This is a genomic window from Clostridium chromiireducens (assembly GCF_002029255.1).
Classification (GTDB): domain Bacteria; phylum Bacillota; class Clostridia; order Clostridiales; family Clostridiaceae; genus Clostridium; species Clostridium chromiireducens.
The window spans coordinates 15,123-32,630 of sequence record NZ_MZGT01000021.1 but is presented as its reverse complement, the minus strand read 5'-3'; the positions used below and the strand labels follow the sequence as shown (position 1 = coordinate 32,630).

14 protein-coding genes are annotated in these 17,508 nt (G+C 30.6%); 2 read left to right on the top strand and 12 right to left on the bottom strand.

The genetic code is table 11. From position 1 onward, the window contains the following. Window position 1: 1 nt before the first annotated feature. From CLCHR_RS09235 to CLCHR_RS09200, 8 genes are all read right to left on the bottom strand, one after another. Window positions 2-1,183 (bottom strand): MalY/PatB family protein, encoded by a 1,182-nt coding sequence (locus tag CLCHR_RS09235; protein ID WP_079439422.1) that lies wholly within the window; start codon window positions 1,181-1,183, stop codon window positions 2-4. Next, a complete protein-coding gene (locus tag CLCHR_RS09230; protein WP_079439421.1) occupies window positions 1,184-2,272 on the bottom strand; it encodes a M24 family metallopeptidase in 1,089 nt (362 codons plus the stop codon). A gap of 290 nt (window positions 2,273-2,562) precedes the next feature. Next, window positions 2,563-3,876: a PTS sugar transporter subunit IIC gene (locus tag CLCHR_RS09225; RefSeq protein WP_079439420.1), complete on the bottom strand. Its 1,314-nt coding sequence runs from the start codon at window positions 3,874-3,876 to the stop codon at window positions 2,563-2,565. A 17-nt stretch (window positions 3,877-3,893) separates the two neighbouring features. Next, window positions 3,894-4,226, bottom strand: coding sequence for a PTS sugar transporter subunit IIB (locus CLCHR_RS09220; protein ID WP_079439419.1), 333 nt, complete (start codon window positions 4,224-4,226; stop codon window positions 3,894-3,896). 1 nt (window position 4,227) lies between these two features. Further along, window positions 4,228-4,551 (bottom strand): PTS sugar transporter subunit IIA, encoded by a 324-nt coding sequence (locus CLCHR_RS09215; protein WP_079439418.1) that lies wholly within the window; start codon window positions 4,549-4,551, stop codon window positions 4,228-4,230. Continuing rightward, complete coding sequence (ypdE, locus tag CLCHR_RS09210; protein ID WP_079439417.1) at window positions 4,544-5,605, bottom strand: aminopeptidase; 1,062 nt, start codon at window positions 5,603-5,605, stop codon at window positions 4,544-4,546. The genes CLCHR_RS09215 and ypdE overlap by 8 nt, the downstream gene beginning before the upstream one ends. Next, window positions 5,598-7,505: a BglG family transcription antiterminator gene (locus CLCHR_RS09205; RefSeq protein ID WP_079439416.1), complete on the bottom strand. Its 1,908-nt coding sequence runs from the start codon at window positions 7,503-7,505 to the stop codon at window positions 5,598-5,600. The genes ypdE and CLCHR_RS09205 overlap by 8 nt, the downstream gene beginning before the upstream one ends. Window positions 7,506-7,950: 445 nt before the next feature. After that, window positions 7,951-8,286: a winged helix-turn-helix transcriptional regulator gene (locus tag CLCHR_RS09200; protein WP_079439415.1), complete on the bottom strand. Its 336-nt coding sequence runs from the start codon at window positions 8,284-8,286 to the stop codon at window positions 7,951-7,953. Window positions 8,287-8,415: 129 nt separating this feature from the next. On the opposite strand from CLCHR_RS09200, the gene CLCHR_RS09195 reads away from it, so the two are divergent. Beyond that, complete coding sequence (locus CLCHR_RS09195; RefSeq protein WP_079439414.1) at window positions 8,416-9,063, top strand: flavodoxin family protein; 648 nt, start codon at window positions 8,416-8,418, stop codon at window positions 9,061-9,063. 133 nt (window positions 9,064-9,196) lie between these two features. Here CLCHR_RS09195 and CLCHR_RS09190 read toward each other — a convergent pair whose 3' ends face one another. Further along, window positions 9,197-10,264 (bottom strand): galactose ABC transporter substrate-binding protein, encoded by a 1,068-nt coding sequence (locus tag CLCHR_RS09190; protein ID WP_079439413.1) that lies wholly within the window; start codon window positions 10,262-10,264, stop codon window positions 9,197-9,199. Window positions 10,265-10,506: 242 nt separating this feature from the next. Then, the gene (locus tag CLCHR_RS09185) at window positions 10,507-12,540 is read right to left on the bottom strand and encodes a Na+/H+ antiporter (RefSeq protein ID WP_079439412.1); all 2,034 of its coding nucleotides are present in this window, start codon (window positions 12,538-12,540) and stop codon (window positions 10,507-10,509) included. A 399-nt stretch (window positions 12,541-12,939) separates the two neighbouring features. Between CLCHR_RS09185 and CLCHR_RS09180 the strand changes: the two genes are divergently transcribed. After that, window positions 12,940-14,187, top strand: a complete 1,248-nt coding sequence (locus tag CLCHR_RS09180; protein WP_079439411.1) for a DUF4179 domain-containing protein — start codon at window positions 12,940-12,942, stop codon at window positions 14,185-14,187. Window positions 14,188-14,314: 127 nt separating this feature from the next. Here CLCHR_RS09180 and CLCHR_RS09175 read toward each other — a convergent pair whose 3' ends face one another. After that, window positions 14,315-15,868: an ABC-F family ATP-binding cassette domain-containing protein gene (locus tag CLCHR_RS09175; protein ID WP_079439410.1), complete on the bottom strand. Its 1,554-nt coding sequence runs from the start codon at window positions 15,866-15,868 to the stop codon at window positions 14,315-14,317. A gap of 152 nt (window positions 15,869-16,020) precedes the next feature. Then, the gene (locus tag CLCHR_RS09170; protein ID WP_079439409.1) at window positions 16,021-17,415 is read right to left on the bottom strand and encodes a L,D-transpeptidase family protein; all 1,395 of its coding nucleotides are present in this window, start codon (window positions 17,413-17,415) and stop codon (window positions 16,021-16,023) included. Between the last annotated feature and the right edge of the window lie 93 nt (window positions 17,416-17,508).

The following is a 17,508-nucleotide window of genomic DNA, read 5'->3' as shown; positions in this document are numbered from 1 at the left end:
CCTATTTTGAATACAAATAATCCATGGCTTTTTTAAAACGCTTTAACCCATCTTCAACCTTTGAGCGACTGCATCCTAAATTCATCCTCAAATATTTTGCGCCATTCTTCCCATAGGTTTCACCCTTCATAATAGCAACTCCGCCAACATTTACTAGAGCATACTGAATCTGTTCAGAGGTGAATGGAATTCCCCTTCCATCTATCCATGCCAAATAAGTAGCATCTGGTTTTTTAAATTTAAAGTCTGGCAGCTCACTTTTAATAAAATCCTCCACCAGCTGCATATTACCACGGATATAGTCATTTAGCTCATCAATATAATTACCGCATTGCATATACCCTACCATTGTTGCATACATTCCAAATATACTTGCAGAATTCAAAAAATCTCTCTTCCTAGTATGATATAAAAAATCATTTCTCACCGTCTCATTTGGTATCATCACATATGAACCAATCAAACCAGGGGTATTAAAAATTTTACTGGAAGAAGATGCTGTATATAGCTCATCATAATCATGCATATAGGATAAAAGCGGGATTTGTTTCTTTTGTCCAATCTGTATATCCATATGTATCTCATCCGAAATTATCTTTGTATTATATTTTTTACACAATGATATCATGCGTTCAATATCATCTTGTGACCATATCATACCTGTAGGATTATGTGGAGAGCATAAAAGCAATATTCTGCAGTCCTGTACCTGTTTCTCAAATAGATCAAAATCAATTTCAAATGAACCTTCTTTATGAATTAAATCATTTGATACCAATATGCGATCATTATCCTCTATGACTGTAAAAAATGAGTCATACATAGGATTAAATGTCAAAATCTTATCTTTTGGAGCACTTAGCAACCTGATTAATAATGATACTGAATACATAACGCTTGTACTATATAAAATCCAATTTTCTTCAATGCATGTATTAAATCTTCTCTTATAATGTTCTGTTATAGAAGATTTGAAATCATGATGATTCCACCTGGTATATCCATATATCTGATGGCTGGCAACTTGAAGAATTTTTTCAGTAATTGGTTTTGGAATAATAAAATCAGTATCTGAAATTGAAAATGGTATTAAATCTTTTTTATGAAAGCGATCTTCAATATAATCCCATTGTGTAGAATAGGTTCCCAAACGATTATGAACTTCATCAAAATTATATTTCATCTATTTCACCTCCAAAATTATATAATCCTTTGTAGTTTTATTGAGGGGAACACCTCTGCCATTAATAATAACCACATCATCTTCAATACGCACGCCTCCGATACTCGGAACATAGATTCCAGGCTCGCATGACATCATCATATGTTCCTTTAAAATAGTCTTACTTGAAGAATTCAAAACTGGCAATTCGCAGCCATCACCGATTCCAAGGCCGTGACCCAGTCCATGATTAAAATACTGCCCATATCCGTTTTTCTCAATAACATCCCTGGCAGCCTTATCCACATCACTAGCAATAACTCCAGCATTAATAGCGTTCAATCCTGCCAGCTGTGCTTTTAAAACAATGTCGTAAATTTCTTTAATCTTAGGTTCAGGTTCTCCGATAAAGCACATCCGCGTCATATCTGATTGATAATTTTTATATTGTATTCCAAAATCGATCATTATTGGCTCATGAGCTTTGACTCTGCGTTCAGTGGGCCTGCCATGTGGAAAAGCGGTCCTCTCTCCAGTTGCTACAATTGTATCAAAAGACATTTGCTGCGCTCCTGCTGCAATTGAATAATATTGGACCAAAGCGCTTATTTCATACTCTGTCATTCCTAAATGAATATTTGCGAGCACCTTCTTATAAATATCGTCTGTAATATCAACTGCTTCTTGCATGATATCTATTTCTTCCTGCTGTTTAATAATACGTAAATCAGCTATTTCTTCATCTAATAGAATAATCGGGACTCCAATTTTTTTAACATCTCTGTATTCTTTCACTAACATCTGAGAAGCTTCAATCCCTAAATTCCGGCAATGTTCTTTCTTCAATATATCTTGAGCTACCGATAGATAATTACAGCCCATTTCATGAGGTGAGTGAAGAATAATTTCAAGATCATGTTCTTTTTCTTTAGCTTCAGCCAGATATCTTCCGTCTAATATAAGGAACCCTTTATTTTGAGTGATTAAGACATTGCATCCGCTGCCTGTCATAGTTGATAACCATTTTTTCATGGTTTTACTTTTAATAAGCAGAGCATCAATATTATTTTGATTCATGAACTCATGTATTTTTTCTATCCTTTTAGCCATATTATCACCATCCTTAAAAATGAGGAGCTGTCACATTAAGAAATTTAACTACAATATATTGTCTTAAGATTTAAAAATCTAATCCAATATATCGTGATTTTAGGCACATGAAAATAAATAACAAGTCTAAAGTTGCTGTGAATATTTTTCATCAGACAAGGAGATAAATTGGTCTCATAGCGGGCCTATTAGGGCAATTTGACGACGCAGTATGATGGAAAATAGGCTAGCAAATTGACTTGTTATTTTTTTGATTGTGCCTTATTCTTTGTGCTACAGCTCCTTCTTTTTTAGAAGTCTAAATCAAGATCCTTTAAGATTTCTTCATCTTCTTTAGACATGTTATTTTTATCATTTTCCTTTTGTTGATAACGTTTTTCATATATCTTAAAAAATGGATACCATACAACAAGTGATAAGACTAATTGAATTCCATTAGCAACAATTGACATTGGGTCCATATTTGTCAGATATCCCTCTAAGAAAACACCCACATAAGGAGGTGTAAAGAATGAACAACTTAACGCTCCAAATTTCATCATCCATCCAGGGATAGTTCCTATAATTCCACCGCAAATAACGTATGGAATAAAAAATATAGGATTTAATACAATTGGAGCACCAAATAGTATTGGTTCGTTGATTCCAAATAACGCAGGAATTAGTGCAACACGTCCAATTTGCTTTAAGGCCTTTGATTTAGATAATAAGCACCAGAATACTAGACCAAATGTTATACCTGTGCCTGTAAAGTTACCAAATGCAGACTCTGGACCTGGAGCGAAGAAATGAGTCATTGCTAATCCGGCTTTATAGTTCTCTATATTTTCTGCTAGGAACTGAGTAGAAATTGGAGTTGTAATTGGACTCAATACAGAAGGATGAATTCCAAAGAAGAATAATAAACATTGTAACATCTTTAAGAATGTATAAGACAATGGATTGTCCATAGACCCTACTAATGGTGCAAATATGCTTGTAAAAATTAATGGCGGCATAATATTAAACACATTCACACACACAATACGAATAATTAAGAAGAAGCCAATAATAATAATTGATATTGGAATCATTTCAAAAGATCTTGAAACAAAATCCGGTACTGAATCAGGCATTTTAATTGTGAATTTCTTCTTTTTACACCAGCGATATAATTCCACTGCAATAATTGCAGCAAACATTGCTGCAAACAGACCTTTTGGTCCTAAATATTTAGTCATAATTCCGCCATCTTTTGTATAATCAACAGTCATCATAAGGAAAGAGATAACTGCCATACTGATACAGCCTGGAACATCCAGCTTGTAGGAATTGGCAAGATGATATGCCATAAAAGCTGTAGCATATAAGGCCATCAGTGCCATACCTACGTTGTAGGGAATATAGATAATATCAAGATTAGCTAATATCCATTGAGATATTGAATTATTCTCACCAATCATATTAGGGATGGCTTCTGGAATCAAACAAAAACTACCGATAATTAATAAAGGCATTAAAGCTACCATTGCTTTTTTAATGGCACTTAAATGAATTTCTTTATCCATTTTGTTAGCAAGTGGCGCTAGGTACTTGCTCATAAAAGCTTCAAACTTATCAAACATTTTTTAACCTCCTTACTTTATTTTTTCATATCAGCTTTTTTACGTTCTATAAGGACTTTTTTTAATACTGTTGCTCCATCCATCTTGCCATAAGTCTCCTTATCAACAACAACGTAAGGAATCTCATGTGGATCAATAATTGATTTAATATAATCAAGCTTATGTGCAATTTGTGGTCCTACAACAACAGCATCACAACCTTCTACTTCACTTTCCAGAATATCTACAGGAATTGCAATGAATTTAAAATCCTCCTCTTTAAGTTTTTCACTTTTTTTAATGGTATTTTTCATACTGTCCATAAGCATAGTCGTTGAAAAGCCTCCTGCACAACATAATACAATCTTCATTTTACTTTTCCTCCCTTTCTTCAAATACATTTATTAACGCCTCAATTAGATCTCTAGCTAATTGAGCTGTCATGTAATGGTCTTGTGCATGTACCATTAATAACCCAATTTCAGGTTTATTTTCGCTATTTGATAATTCAGCAGTTATAATCTTTGTTTGAATTTGATGAGCAGCCAAATCTGCCTCCCTGGCTTCATTTAATAATTTACGAGCCTCATCATACTCTCTCGTCTTTACCTTTTTTAATGCTTCAAAAGATTTTACCTTACTTTCACCTGCGGAAGAAATCATCTCCATAATAATGTTTTGTTCTACTTCAGTCATTTTCATATCCTCCTAAAAAATCCATAAATTTTTCGTAATTTTCTCGCTTTAAACGATAACATAGCTCATATACAAGTTTAATTAAATTTTCCAAATCATCACTATGAACAAAAGAATATGAGCCATGGCAATATCGTAGTGGTATTCCGAGGACCAATGCCAGCTTTCCGGCCCGATCTAAATGGGCATTTCCACAATCAGTTCCTCCTCCACTAAACATATCGCATTGATATGGAATTCCTTTTTCATCGGCCATATTCATGACATACCTTAGGAGCTTTATATTCGGAGACATTGTCTTATCATAATGCACAATCATTGGTCCCTTTCCAATAAGACGATGATTTGTATAATTTTTTGTAAGTTCTGGATTATTTGCTACATCTAAAGCAAAAATTATGTCTGGATTGATTATATAAGCTGAAGTTTTCCCTCCCCTAGTTCCGACCTCTTCACTGCTTGTCCCAACGAAATAAATATCGTTTTCCAAATCATCTTTCATCCTTTTCATGGCCTCGGCAATAACATAGCAACCAGCCCTGTCATCCATTGCTTTTCCCATATAAACCTTTTCATTTGATAATTGTCTTGCTTCACTAGCAAAACAAACCATATTTCCTATCTCTACACCCAATGATTTAACTTCATCAAAAGTGTCGCATCCAATGTCAACGTACATATCTTTTACATTTCCTTCACTATCTTTCGTAACATTTAACAGTCCCTCTATTTTTTTGCCAGTAAAGGTTGTTAACCTAACTACCTGCATTTCTTTACTTTTATCCTGCACCCCTCCGACAGCTATAAGATAAATAAACCCGATATCAGAAATACTGCGAACCATAAAGCCCACTTCATCCATATGGGCGCAGAACATAATTTTTAGCGGCTTCTCATCCTTCCCTTTTTTATGAAATATAATGCTTCCAATATTATCGCAAAAAATCTCATCACTATATTTTGCAAGTTCCTTGTATAAAATCTCTCTGACTTCATTTTCATTTGAAGCTATACTGTCCGCATCACTTAATGCTTTCAATAAAATATCATTCATAATTAACACCTCCCATCTCTTTCATCACTGCCATAAGCTCTTCAAAAGATTTAACACGAATCACTCTTTCCAAGTATTTTGGCTCTTGCATAAGCTGATATAACTTTTTAGTAATGTCTTTATAGACCTCCACCTGTTCCTTTTTTAAACAAATCATAAAAACAATCCTTACTTCTTTCTCCTGCCATAGAAAGGGCTTCTTTAATATACTGACTGATATTGCATTTCTTAAAGCATCTGTTTCAATAGGATGAGGTATGCATACGCCATTTAAATAAACGGTACTTATGAATGCCTCTCGTTCCATAACTAGGTCTGCATATCCTTCCTTGCCATATCCTTTCTTTTCAAGATCTTCTGCCATCTCCCTAATGAGATGTTCATAGTTAACTTCTTCTGTTATATTGAAAAATTCCTTTGAGAAGTATGAATAGTATATTGGATTTTCATTAATCAATGTATAGGGATCATAATCATCGCACTGCAGAATCTGCCTAATTCTATATAGATCTTTGTCATCCAAAAGCTCTTTTATATAAATGATAGGTATTTGGGCATCATAAGATATTGGTATAACTGTAAAAATAATATCGGGTTTATAGCTGATCATCTCATCCTGCTGCAAAAAAGAGAAGGTTTTGACTTCTGCCTTTGGAAATACGGATTCAAGCTGCATTTTAATCATATATGCGCTTCCGCCACCAGAAGAGCATACTACACAGATTTTATTGTAAGATTGAAGCTTTAGCTGTTTCTCCTTTACCATATGTGCTGCAAAATGCATAGCTACAAACCCTATCTCATCAAATGTAAATTCTACATTATACTTTTCATGGAGAATATCACAAAATTGTATGGCAATATTAAATATCATGGGATATGTGATACTTAGCTCATTTGCCAGAGCATTTTTATATGAAATTTTATTGTGAAGCCTGTCTACTAACAGGGACATATGTGAAAGTAGAAGCCGTTTCAATTCCTGATCTTCAAAAAAGTGAGTATCATAGGTTTCATCTGTTTTTTTCAAAAAAACTTCTATATCATCAACCAAATTGTCAGTGAAAGAGACATAGGTATCTTTCCTATGGATATTTTTCTGCATAACTTCTATCAATTCCTCAACGCTATCCTTATCAAAGCATACCTTATATTTCTTTTCCATTGTATGAATTAATGATGCAGCTATTTTTTCAATAGGATTAGATTCATGAAATTCATAATCTTTGACAGACTGCTTATTTACTTTTAGTGAAATATATACCATGGATTTTAGAAAAACTATCATATTTAATAGCTCATTATAATTAATGTTTAATTTTTCTCTGTTCATCTCTCTTATCAATTGAGACTCAACATGTGAAAAATCCATTACAACACCATCAACTGCCATTCGAACAAATACGTTTTGAGTTTGATATTCTTTGCATAGGTATTTTTTAAGATATCTATCTGAAGAAAGTATTTTGATTCCATGATGGCTCTTTTTTTCCAAAGTCATATAATAACCTTTAGCTATTTCCTCTACCTCTTTAATATCATGCTTGATAAGTGTTTTAGAAACTTGAAAAGTGTCTGCAACTTTATCCATTGAAATGTATTCATTTTGGACTGACAAAAATGCCAGTATTTGAGATGGCCTTTCTTTTATCTTAAAAACAATGTTTTCATCTAAAGTTTCAAGAAATTTCCCGAATAATTCATCGTCCTTAATCTCTAATAAATACCCCACTCCCCTTTTGGTATGTATTTCAAATCCTTTACTAGCTGATATTCTCATGAGATATGAAATGTCACTTTGAATTGTTCTTTTAGATACTTTGTATTTGTGAATAAAATATTCAATTGAACAGTAATCTTCATTGTCTATGAAGTCATTCATTATCTGACTAAATCTCATTTGAACTACACTCTCCTATCCCCTATGTTTTTATTATATAAAAATAATCTTTTCTATAAAAGGAGAACTTTTGCATATAAAAATGCAATAATATTCCTAATATAGATAAACTAACTATAACTTAGACTTATGGATATAATCCACCGAAATCAGTAATATACATATTTGCGGAAGGGCATTTGAAATTGAGTTATGATAGTTCTTAGTGGAAGGTTGTTCCATCTGATGCTTGTCCTAAACTTGCTTTAGGAACATGCAGAAATGGGTGCAACCTTCCACTTAGAACCTTCTAGCGAAAATTTCATAAGTCCGATGGAGCAAATATGTATGTAATTTCGGTAAGCTACCACATAAGTTTAATTTCAAAGTTGGATATCTATAAATGAGATGCAAAAAAGGAATTGCTTAAGATTAGCAACTCCTTTTTATTAATATTTTTAATACATTATACATCAATTTCCATTTGTTCCTTTGCCCAATCACTAAGACCTTTTAATGAAGGAATTAATTTTTTGCTATTTTCAGTTAATGAGTATTCCACACGAGGAGGCATTTCTAGGTATTGAACACGATTTATTATTTTATATTGTTCTAATTCTTGCAGACAGTTACTTAATGACATATTAGTAATTCCATTAAGTTCTCTTTTTAATTCATTAAAACGTACAACTTCTTTTTTTGTTAATATACATAGTATAGGTAATTTCCATTTGCCACCAATTACTTGAAGTAAATATTGTAGATGGTTATTTATAGATTTATCCTTTGTTTTATCGTCCATAATAAAAATCTCCTTTAGTCAATTTTAATATACCTAGTCAAAAAAAGTTGCGTACTAGTATATTTTTGATTTAGTAATATAATTATATCATAATATATTTTACAATAAACAAAAAGGAGCAGAACATTTATGAAAATTATCGCTATTAACGGGAGTCCCCGTAAGAATTGGAATACAGCAACTTTATTAAAGAAATCTCTTAAAGGAGCAGCGTCAAAGGGCGCAGAAACTGAACTTATAAATCTTTATGACTTAAAATATAATGGATGTATAAGCTGTTTTGCCTGTAAAAGAAAAAACGGTGAGCATGGTAAATGTGCAATAAAAGATGATTTAACCCCTATTCTTGAAAAATTAAAAACAGCAGATGCAGTTATTTTTGGTTCTCCTATTTATTACATGAACATTACAGCTGGAATGACTGCACTACTCGAGCGTTTCTTATTTTCAAACAGCATCTATAGCGATGAAATACCAACTGTTTATCCTAAGACAATCCCAGCAGGATTTATTTATACTATGAATGCAACAGAAGAACAAATTAATCAATTTGGAGTTAAGCAAAGTTTTACTTTACGTGAAAATATGATTGCAAGAACCACAGGGAAACCACTAGAATCATTGTATAGTTATAATACTTATCAATTCTCTGATTATGATAAATACGAATCTTCTAAATTTTCAGAAGAAGAAAAAGCAAAACATAAAGCTGATGAGTTTCCTGTTGATTGTCAAAAAGCTTTTGATATGGGAGTATCAATTGCTACAAATGTCTAATACAGTATAAAAATTTCAAGGTATTGTCCGTGAACACCAGCACTTATAGAAGTGGATGGCTTCGTGGTCAATACTATTACTGTAGCAATATGATTCATTTGCTACAGCTTATCTTCATAATTCAAATTATGAATTATTTGGCTTTACCTGTATATGTATCATATGGAAATGGAATTATAACGTATCCATCAACAATCTTATAGTTTGTATTTTCTGTAGGATTTAAATTATTAATTAAGTTCATTCCGATAGTATATAATAATTTAGCTTGAACATCTGGATCTTGAATAACAGTTCCAGTCATATATCCTTTATCAATTAAATCTTTCGCTTCTTGTAGTCCGTCAACCCCAACAACTGCTATATTTTTTGATTCATCGCCTTTATTGTATCCATAATTTTGTAGTGATTCAATAGCACCTATTGCCATTGCATCATTATTAGAAATAATTGCTTCAATCCTTCCATATAATTTCAAAAACAAGCTATCAATGGAAGTTTTAGCCAAATCCTTTAACCAATTAGCACTTACCATAGCAAGTTCTTCTGTTTTTATTCCTGCCTCATTAATTGTTGAGATTGCATATTGGGTTCTATCATTTACTTGTGGATCATTAAGTGGACCTTTTAATAAAACATATTGTAATACATTGTCACCATTTTTATCTATAGCGCTCTTATTGCTATTCCATAAATCAACAATAATTTTCCCCTGATTAATACCTGCCATCTTAGAATCCGGCGTTACAAAAGCAACCTTATTATATAGTTTAGAAACTTTTGATACTACTTCGGACGGAATATTCATTAATATTAATGGAGTGCCTTTTGTTTTAACTCTATTAATAACATCTTCTACCGTACTTTCTTTTTTATCTGGCAAATATAATATAAATAAATCATAATCACTTTGAAGAGCAGAATCTAACATTGCATTTTGTATAGCTATATTATTTTGGGGATCAAAGAAAGTTAATTTAACATTATTCTGCTTATCATTTTCCAGATTCTTTAAGCTTTCTACAACGCTCATGGTATATGGATCATCCATTTTGAAAAATATGACTGCAACATTAGCTGCTCTAGCATTATTAAAATTTAAACTTGAACTAGCTAATGTTGTAACTTGAATTATATTTGTTAACATAAAGATAGCCACCATTGCCAAAATTAATGTAGTTATTTTTATTGAAATCTTCATTGTGATGCTACCTCCACTTTAATTAATTAATGAACATTATATATTCACTGTTAGGTTATCGCTAAATACAAAAATTATTCTCACTTAATACAATAAAGTAATACATATGCAAAATTCATAAGAAACTACTATTTAAAAAGTAGAGAACTCCAAAACTTGCTAAAAATAAGCTTAAAAGAAGGTTTTTTCACAAGCGTTTCTTTATCAATCCAGTAACAATTAAAAGCTCTATTATTATCAGATTATTCAACATGCTTATATAAGAATGCACTTTCAATATAATTTATATACCTTCTTAATTCATTTGATTCTTCTCTAGTAATTTCCCCTGATTCATACATCTTACGAACCTCTGAACGCTCTATATCCATAGCTTTTATTCTCAATTCCTCTTTTTGTTTAATACTTTCTCCATTATATGTAGCTCTATTTCCTTTAAATCTATTCATCATAGTCCTATAATATAAAATAACGTTTTGTACAGCATCTGATTCATCATGGCTTTTTAGATATTCCTCTAATGATTCAATTGCAGCTTGAAAGGATTTTAATTGAATATCTTTTACCACTCTCAAATTATTTAGCTTAATTTCTCTTCGCTTGCGGTATTTTCCATAAAAAATTTTCACAGCTCTTAATAATTTTCTCATAAGAAACATAGTATCTTGACTAGGATTTCTTAGAAGCGCTTCTTCTCTATAATCTAAAGATTTATCAAGTGCTTTAAAAACTTGTTCATCAATCTCATTTTTATCCATTAATATATTTATATATTTTCGTTCTGCCTTTAAAGCTATTAACTGTATTTTAACTATTTCTTGCTGATTAAAATTTTTCTCTCTTACATTTGAATTTTGCTCAAATCTAAGATTTTGAGATCTATGTTTACATTCATGAATTAATTCATAAGCTACTGCTTCATTTTTATCATTTATTTCTGACTCAATAGCTTTAATACCAGCTAGTAAAAGTTTATTTTTGGCCTCAATTAGGTTGTTATCATTAGTTTTTCTATCTTCTTCTAATTCATCTTTACATAAAAATGGCAGGAAGATAGTTGCTGATATTAATGTAAATAATATTACACCGGCAGTTAAAAAAAGAATCAATGATCTTTCTGGAAATGCTTCTCCATTATTCAGAAAAAATGGAATCGATAAAACTCCAGCCATTGTAACCGTACCTCTAACTCCAGTTAAACTAGTTAATAACGCCATCTTTACACTCGGCACTTCCATATCTTTGCCTTTATTAAAACGATATTCATAAAAGGCAAAAATATAAGACCAAACAAAACGAATTGCTAAAATAACAAATCCAATAGCAATAACATATCCAATAGCCTTTAAATTCCCTATATTAGGATCAGCTATGGTTGCACTCATTGATAGAGGAATATTTAATCCTAGTAATAGAAACACGATTCCATTTAATACAAATAAAATAATAGACCATATATTTTCTGTAAGTACTTGTTCTTCAGCTATACTAGTTTCAAATCGCTTAATAATTAATGAATAAATGATACCTGCAACTACTACGGCAATTACTCCTGACGCATGTAAAAGCTCTTCAGTAATTATGAAAATCCCAAAGGGAGCTAGTATCTGTAACAACGAGTGAAATACAACATCATTTATCCCCTCTTTACGCAAATTAAACCTTATTAGTGTTAAAATTAAAGCAAAAATCAAACCTAAGACTGCACCGGCTAAGAATACATATGAAAAATTAAAAATTGCATCTCTTAATGAAAAATAACCGGTTACTACAGCAGCTATAGCATAATTAAATGCTACTATACCTGATGCATCATTTATCAAAGACTCTCCTTTAACAAGATTTAGAACTTTCTCAGGAATATGAATTCGCTTTGCTATTCCACTTACAGCCACCGGATCAGTTGGTGATAAAATAGCTGCTAACGCAAATGCAGCTGCCAAAGGAATTTCTGGTATCATCCAATTAATAAAATATCCTCCTCCAATAGTTGTTAATAGAACTAATATCAAAGAATTTCCAAATATAGACCGCCTCATTTTCCATAGTTCTTCTCTTGGAAAATATTTTCCATCATTATATAAAATCGGTGCTACAAATAAAAGAAAAAACCATTCCTCTTCGAGCTCAAAAGAATTATGTTTAAAAATAAATGTGATAACTATTCCCAAAACTATTTGAGTTAAAGCTGTAGGTATCGATGGTATATAGTGGCTAGTTATATTTGAAATTAATAAGCACACCATTAGCAATAATATTGTCATTAGTAAATCCATTTCATGTCTCCTTCCAAGGTATGTTTTAACCTGTGTATTGCTATTATTATACAATATAAAATGATTCTGCAAAGATATTTTTTATAAACTTAGCTTTTAAAAATATCTTTACCATTATTATTTTTTCAAAACTCGTTGAATCCAATTTTAATAATTTCATTTAAATATAAATATTTTAAGATCTTATCAAAACAAAAGTTAATTAATTGATGTTTTTCCATTATAGGGATATAATTAATTGTAAAATAAAAACAAACTTAGCTGAATCGAATATTATCATCTAAATTCGATTTTCCAAATAGAATAAAGGAAGTTAAGCCACTAACGCGACTTAACTAAGTTCGAGGTACCAAATCATAGATTTGGACTCTCACTTATCACTTAAGGGGGAAAATATTAATGGTAAACAAAAAAATTAGCAAAGTATTAGGACCAATTCTTGGAGTTATGGGGTTTATGTTAGCTATTGGTGTATTAGAATCGCCTGCTTTAGCTGCTGATAATGTACAAGTTACTTCTACTTATATCAATAGTACAACATCTGCTGAAACTTACAAAGACTATTCAATAAATGTGAATAAGAGCGTTATACAAAATGGATTAAAAATAACACTGGAAAAGGCATTAGCAACAAAACATAAATTAAATGCAGTAATTAAGGTAGAAAGCACACAACCTTTTGATCAAACTAAAAATGATAATTCAATAGTTCAATTGCTTTATGGAGAAAATCATTTTGGTGGACAAGGTATGTCAAGTAATTATATAGATGATAAAACTTTATTAATTACTATAGATCAAGATAACAACGAAGAAGATTTTCCTGAAAATGGTGACTTAAGACTAGATCTAGTATTTCCAAATTATAAAGTTAATATAGGAATGGATGCGAGTGTAGATTTTTCTGAATCATTTAAGAAAACAATTGAAAAAGACATATCAACAAAGATATCTGGATCTGATTGTACATTAAATAAATTAGAGTCTGACGTTTTAGGTACAGTAGTTACTTATAAAGAACCTCCAAAAGACCATGAGGATAGATATATGGATTCATCAATGATATTGAAAGTTGGAGATAAAATGTATAAATTGAGGTCCTCTGGAAGTTCTTCAGATAGTCAAGGAATAAAAGGAACTTACGAATCAAAGGCCGCTACTTATGATATACTTAAAGATCAAAAAGATATAAGCATAATACCATTATCTTGCGATATAACTTGGGACGAATTTAGAAAATCACATGAAAACAATAATACAAAAGAATATGAAAGTAAAGAAACAATTAATAACGTAAGATATTTAAAATCTTTTGACTTTTCTGATGGAAGCAAGGGAGAAATATCCAATATTGAAAGAAATGATAATAGTGTAAAGGTATATTGCAAGGGAACTTCAGAAAAAGCAAGTCTCCTAATGGCAAGTAGTATGAGTATATATTATCAATTTGTTGAAGGTCAGACTAATTATACTGATTATGATAGCGATAAATATATGAGTTTCTACAAAAATCCAAATGATGCTCTTGGATATATTGTAGAATTTAATAATGTAAAAAAAGATAAAGCATTAGAATTAATTTTTAGGGAGAATATAGAACAAATAGATAGATATAACATAGGAAACGAAATACAAGTATCTAAATAATTCATCTAAAAAGCATTCGGTATTAAAAAAAATCACATAATTTATAAGAGCCCCTTACAGCTTAGTTAGCTTGTCTTGGGACTCTTCTTTAATATTAATCAAGTATTCAGCCATTCTTCTTTCATAGTTAATTATTGCAACATCTCCACTCTTCACAATTCCATACATCTGTTGTAATATTTTTATAAAACTCTGGTTCATGGCATACTATAATTATACTGCCGTCATATTCTTTTAAGGCACGCTCAAGTTCATTTTTAGCATAAATATCCAAATGATTTGTCGGTTCATCTAAAATTAATACATTGGTAGGTTCATTAATTAACTTACATAATCTAACTTTAGCTTGTTCTCCTCCACTTAATATATTAATAGGACTGTCTATATGCTTGCTAGTTAATCCACATCTAGCAAGATACCTCCTCACTTCAGTTTGAGTTAAGCTTGGAAAGCAGTTCCAAACATCATATAAAACAGAAATAGTATTATTTTCTGCAGTTTCCTGTTCAAAATATCCTATCTTTTTATAGTCGCTTATGGATATTTCACCATTTATAGGCTTTAACAATCCAAGTAAACTTTTAAGAAGAGTGGTTTTTCCTAAACCATTAGCTCCAGTTATTGCAATTTTTTGCCCTCTCTTCATTTTTAAATTTAGTGGTTTACTTAAAGGTTTATCATATCCAATTATTAAATCATTAGTTTTAAAAATTATGCTTTCTGGCATTCTTATACTTTTAAAATTGAATTGAGGTTTTATAATTTCTTTTTTAATCTCTATTCTTTCTATTTTATCAAGTTTCTTCTCTCTTGATTTAGCTTGTTTTGAAGTTGAGGCTCTTGCTTTATTTTTTCTTATATAATCTTCAAGTTTTGCAATTTGGTTTTGCTGCTCTTTATATTCAATTAACCGTTGCTCTTTTCGTGCATCATATAGTTTAACAAAATAATCATAGTTTCCTTCATATCTTGTTAAGACTTTATTCTCAAGATGATATACTACATTTACTACACTATTTAAAAACCAATTATCATGCGATATTAATATAAACGCACTTTCATAGTTTATTAAAAAATCTTTAAGCCATTCTATATGTTCTTCATCTAAATGATTAGTTGGCTCATCTAATAATAAAATATCTGGTTTCTGTAAAAGCAATTTGGCCAGCAAAACTTTTGTTCTCTGCCCTCCGCTTAAAGCTGAAGCATCCCTATCTAAAAGTTCCTTTATTCCAAGGCCAGCTGCAGTTGCCTGTATTCTTGAGTTAATACTATAAAAATCACTCTTGTCTAAAATTTCCTGCATAATGGCAATTTTGTTTAAGGCTTTATTCATTTCCTCTTCATACATATCGCCAAGCTTATCATATAAATCATTAATTCTATTTTCTATATTAAATAAATTTATAAATGCATCTTTTAGAAAATTTAGTACAGTAATTCCTTCTTTTAAGTCAACCAGCTGATCCATATATCCAATACTAAACTTACTATTCCACTCAATGATACCTTCATCAGATAAAATTTGATTTGTAATAATGTTCATAAAGGTTGATTTCCCCTCGCCGTTAGCACCAATAAGACCAATATGTTCCCCTTTTAATAATCTAAAAGATGCATGGTTAAATAATACTCTATCACCAAATGAATGGCTCATGTTTTCAATAGTTAAAATACTCATATTATCCCTCTCCTTATGTCCTCATAAGGAATAATATCACTATGCAAAACAAAGTCCAAGTTCATAAATGATTCTGTAATGTTTATAATCGATTAAGGCATTATTAAAAACAATATTGTGCTCAAGTAAATCTTATATAGATGTTTTAACTTCTATTCTTCATAACATATGATAGGTGTTCCAGGCTCTATATTATCATAAATCTTTTTAGCTAAATATATCGGAGCATTTACGCATCCATGAGATCCATTATTCTTATATATATTACCACCAAAAGAATATCTCCAGCTTGCATCGTGTATTCCTATATTTCCATTAAAAGGCATCCAATAACTTACATCTGATTCATAACCAGGTCCATTTAAAGTAGAACCTTTTTCTTTATAATTAAGCATATAAACTCCAAGTTTAGTAGAATTACCTCTATTAGGATTACCTGTTACTACATCTCCTTGAGTTACAAGCTTCCCATCCTTATAAAACCATAAATGCTGTCTTGTTATATTAATTTCAACATAAGTATTACCTATATCATCTTCCTCCCTATATAAAGCCTTTTGTGTATATATAGGTTCTTTTTGGAGTATTTCCCCACGCTCTATATTTTCTAATAATGCTTTTGTTTCACCAATAGAATTAATTTTCCACCCATAGAATCCACCTTTAATTTCTATTATTTTATTTGTAGATGCTTTAAATTCTCTTGGTATACCAACTGTATTGTATTTTTTACTAAGTTCGCTTATATAACTATAAACTGCTTTTTTATCTATCAATACTTCTAAATTATCATCTACGCTAAGCCACTTATTTATTGTATCTCCATCTACTATTTCATTCTTATTTCCAAATGTATAATTTATCTTTGCTCCCACATACTTATTTAATAAATTCTTAGTTTCCATAGTTTTATTTGATTCAATTGTGTACTTTGGATTTTCGTAGCAAGCATTTTCATTTAAATCTAAATTTGCTTTTCCTTTTGATATACTAATCTTTATAGATTCTTTTAATTTATCTGTGTATATCTTGTTTCCATATACTTCTTTAACCACTTCATAAGAACCATTTGAATACACGAAAGTTACATTTTGGGGATCTATAATCTCTTTATTCAAACAATTTAAATCATTTATTTTGTTCTCCAGCTTATCTTTATTATAGAGTAATAAGTCTTCTTCATAATAATCTTGCTCCATTAATAAGGAACTTATCCATTTAAATGAACTTTGTATTTTATTAATTTTAGGAATGTCATTTTTTTCATTGTATTGCAGTCCTATATCTTGCCCTAATATTTCTTCTGTTTCCCCCTCTCTTTCAATTAACTTTAGCTTATAATCTTTAATATAACTATTAATCACATTATCTACATCCTTATGTGCTTTTAACGATATATTTATTCCATTTATTTCTGTATTAAAAAAATAATGACTAGCAAAATATAACGAAATAAGCAAATATACTACTATAGTTAATACTATAAAAGTAATAATTTTTTTATTAAATTCAATTTTAAAAAGCTTTTTCATATTAGTTTTCTTCATATAGATTTACACCTTTCATAAATAATCCAAACATAGTAATCAATCTATGATATGCTTGAACTTTTTACTTTAAAACTTAATATGTAAATCTTA